2 protein-coding genes and 1 pseudogene are annotated in these 3,382 nt (G+C 52.0%); all 3 read left to right on the top strand.

Going from position 1 to position 3,382, the window contains the following annotated elements; genetic code table 11:
- Positions 1-232 precede the first annotated feature (232 nt).
- Complete coding sequence (locus tag AB5758_RS09605) at positions 233-2,302, top strand: L,D-transpeptidase family protein (RefSeq protein ID WP_368141990.1); 2,070 nt, start codon at positions 233-235, stop codon at positions 2,300-2,302.
- A gap of 359 nt (positions 2,303-2,661) precedes the next feature.
- On the top strand, positions 2,662-2,775 hold the full coding sequence (locus AB5758_RS09600; RefSeq protein WP_368141992.1) for an ATP-binding protein: 114 nt from the start codon (positions 2,662-2,664) through the stop codon (positions 2,773-2,775).
- Between the two features lie 101 nt (positions 2,776-2,876).
- Positions 2,877-3,305 (top strand): annotated as a pseudogene (locus AB5758_RS09595) (transposase); the annotation flags it as partial.
- Positions 3,306-3,382: the final 77 nt, after the last annotated feature.

The raw sequence follows: 3,382 nt of genomic DNA, 5'->3' as shown, positions 1-3,382 counted from the left end.
AATTTAAACGGCTGAAAAAGGGGCATCGACCTGCGCCGATGCCCCCAACGTGGACACACATTTTGTCCTATAAGCCGCAATTGCACTTGGCGGCGGCTTGATGATTGATTCCTGGCCTCATCAAGGTGTCGGAATTCATCCTATTAGCGCAAGGGGAAATGTAATCGGCGCAGCTCGTCCGTTTATTTAATAGATTCCCTGCAAGACAGTCGGTACCGGTTGGGGGCCTGAAATGAATGCTCGGATTGATCATCGAATTTGCTGGCGAGTAATTGGCTTGATGCTATTTTCCGCCTTGCTCTCAGTTTCCGTTCCCGCATTTTCTTGCACTGCTTATGCCGTGGAAGAGGGGGTGGATAACGGTGCCGTAGAGCGCGACTCGACAGGAGGGCCGGGAGCACTTATCGGTGGCGGTTGCTCTCAAGACTCCAGTGATTGTGCCGGCAAAACAACGGAAGATTCGAGTCTACAGGTTGTCGAAAGCCAAGACCCGTCGACGACAGAAAGACTATCTGGATGGCAATGGAACGGTTCATCTTGGTATTACTATCTAGACGGCTGCCGTTTGACCGGAATGCAGAATATTGACGACTCGTTGTACTACTTGGACCCCGCTCGTGACGGCGCAATGAGCTGCGGCTGGATTTTTACGGAAAATAAGTGGTATTACGCGGATCCATCAGGCGCTTTGGCAAGTGGCTGGCAGTTTATTGGAGGCCAATGGTACTGGTTTGACTTCCTTAACTGCTGTTCTATGGCTACTGGTCGACGTGTTATTGATGGGCACCCTTATCTTCTTGGAACCTATGGACTGATTAATGGATGGTGCCTTGATAACGGTTTATGGTATTGGGGTAGCAATGGTGAAGTCTTAACCGGCTGGCTTCAAACTGGCAATAACTGGTATTGGCTTGATCCCGCCAATGATGGTGTTATGTCTAGAGGAATCGTTTCTGTCGGTTCATCTCGTTACTATTTATCGGATTCCGGCGCAATGGCTGTTGGTTGGGCGTTTGATGGGACGGACTGGTATTACGCTGACGGTTCCGGCGCACTTGCATCGGGCTGGCGTTTGGTGAATGGCGTTTGGTATTGGCTCGATGTCGCAAATGACAATAGAATGGCTACCGGCTTTTTTGTCATCGGATCCAATCAATATCATTTTTCTTCAACGGGAGCGCTGTCACTCGGCTGGTTTATGAGCGATGGAGACTGGTATTACGCTGAGCCTTCTCATGCGTCGGGCATTGTAAAGACGGGATGGCTGAAGGACAATAGCCAATACTATTATCTCGATCCTGCCGCCGACGGTAAAATGCTGCTAGGTTATTTTTCTGTAAATGGGAAAAGCTATTATGCAAAAGCTTCAGGCGCTGTTGCTAGTCGTGAATGGGTAGATGTCCAGGACTCGGTCCAGGATGAGCCGTCTAAGGCTTTTGCTGGTTCTGATTGCTCATTGTGTGGAGCGTTGCGTAGTGGAAAGCTATTTACAACAAATGGTGATGGCGAATTAGCCGAAGCTCACGGGTTTGTGACGCTTGGAGGGTGCAAGTTCTATGCTGATCCAACCGATAGCTCCCCCTGCGCTGGATGGAAGAACGTTAACGGAAAATGGTACTTCTTTGATGAGACCGCTGGCTATGCACGATCTGGCTGGCTTTACAAGGATGGCTCCTGGTTCTATTTGGACCCATCTACCTACGTTATGAAAACCGGCTGGGTTGCCGTTAACGGATCTTGGTATTACTTGAATTCGTCTGGTTATATGCAAACAGGGTGGCTTAACCTGGGGGGTACCTGGTATTGGCTTGACGCTAGTGGCGCCATGGCTACTGGCTGGCGCGTTGTGGACGGATCCTGGAATTACTTCATGGCCAACGGCGCGTGGGTGTCAGACTATATGGATGCTAAGGCTCAAAGTTATTCAAGCAATACAAATTGGCTAATACTTGTCGATACGTCACGTTGCGTTACGAGTATTTACACTGGATCATGGAATAACTGGTCCTTAAACCGTCGATATGTATGTTCGACGGGAAAAGCTAGCACGCCTACGGTGATAGGGGAGTATCAAGTCTACGGTAAGGGATACTCCTTTGGGCATGGATATACTTGCTATTACTACACGCAGTTCTATGGTGATTACCTATTCCATTCCTCACCCTACTATGTTAATAGCAATCGCGTGATGGATCCTACAATGGGGGTCCCATCCTCTGCCGGATGCGTACGTCTTGAGATCCAGAACGCAAAATGGATTTACGATAATATTCCTTATGGAACAAAAGTCGTTACGTATTGATTATTTGGTTTATGTAACTACTTTCGCTTAATTGGCTTAACCGTTCGAGATCAGGTGGAAATCTTATTATGAGAACGTGGTCCTAGCGTCCGTTTAATGAAGGCAATCCGCCCAAGAATCTGATAGATGAACGACAACGCTTTAATTCGACAGAAAGAGTGAAATGTCGGAAAATCGTTATTTCAGTTTTATGAGTGCGGTTTGCTTAGCATTAATTAATATCGTTCCCCCTTTTAAGTCCCTCGGTTGCCTTCTCATTATGCGAAGATTGTGTTGTTGAGGGCGCTGATGTTCTATAGCTCAATCGGGACAATAGACATTTGTGTCATCGGATGGCAATCGCTTGGCTTTAGATAGACGTGGCGGCGAGCGCGATCGCGGACAGGGTGTGCCACCACTGCCACCTGGTCAAGATAACCGGCAGGTCTTGCAGGCTGAAGGACCTGCCGAGGGACGGGCCCGTCAAGCCGTGACCGGAATCGGTGAAAATACGTTAGCGCAACCGGTGAAACCGCCTTTGCGCGAACGGCGCGCCTGTTTGGCGAAACTGGTGAAAAATAGATTGACGCTAACACGGGCTATCCGCTCGCGCGGGGCAGCGGGCGTGCGGCTCGTCGTCTCGGACGCCCACCCGGGGCTCGTCCGGGCGCTCGGCGAGGTCTTCCAGGGCGCCGCGTGGCAGCGCTGCGCCGTCCACCTCATGCGCGACTGCATGCGCGAGGCCGGCTCCTGGCAGCTCAGGCGCCGCGTGGGCAGGATCGTGTCGCAGGTGTTCCGCGGGCGCGAAGCCGCCACCGTGACGGCCATGTACCACGCGGCGTGCGACATGCTGGCGGGGTGCTGCCCGAGGGTGGCGGCGGTGCTGGAGGAGGCCGAGCCCGACGCGCTGGCCTACCTCGACTTTCCTCCGACCCACTGGAAGCGCCTGCGCACCAACAACGTGCAGGAGAGGACCAACCGGGAGATAAAGCGCAGGTCGCGCGTCGTGCAGGTGTTCCCCTCCAGGTAGTGTCGAGAAAGTTGGTGTAAGGGCCCTTGCGGCCCCTGTGTCCGATATCCGGAATCAGTTGATATCCTAGG

The sequence above is a fragment of the Collinsella aerofaciens genome, from assembly GCF_040926405.1.
Classification (GTDB): domain Bacteria; phylum Actinomycetota; class Coriobacteriia; order Coriobacteriales; family Coriobacteriaceae; genus Collinsella.
The sequence above is the reverse complement of the archived record's forward strand: the minus strand, read 5'-3'. Positions and strand labels throughout refer to the sequence as shown.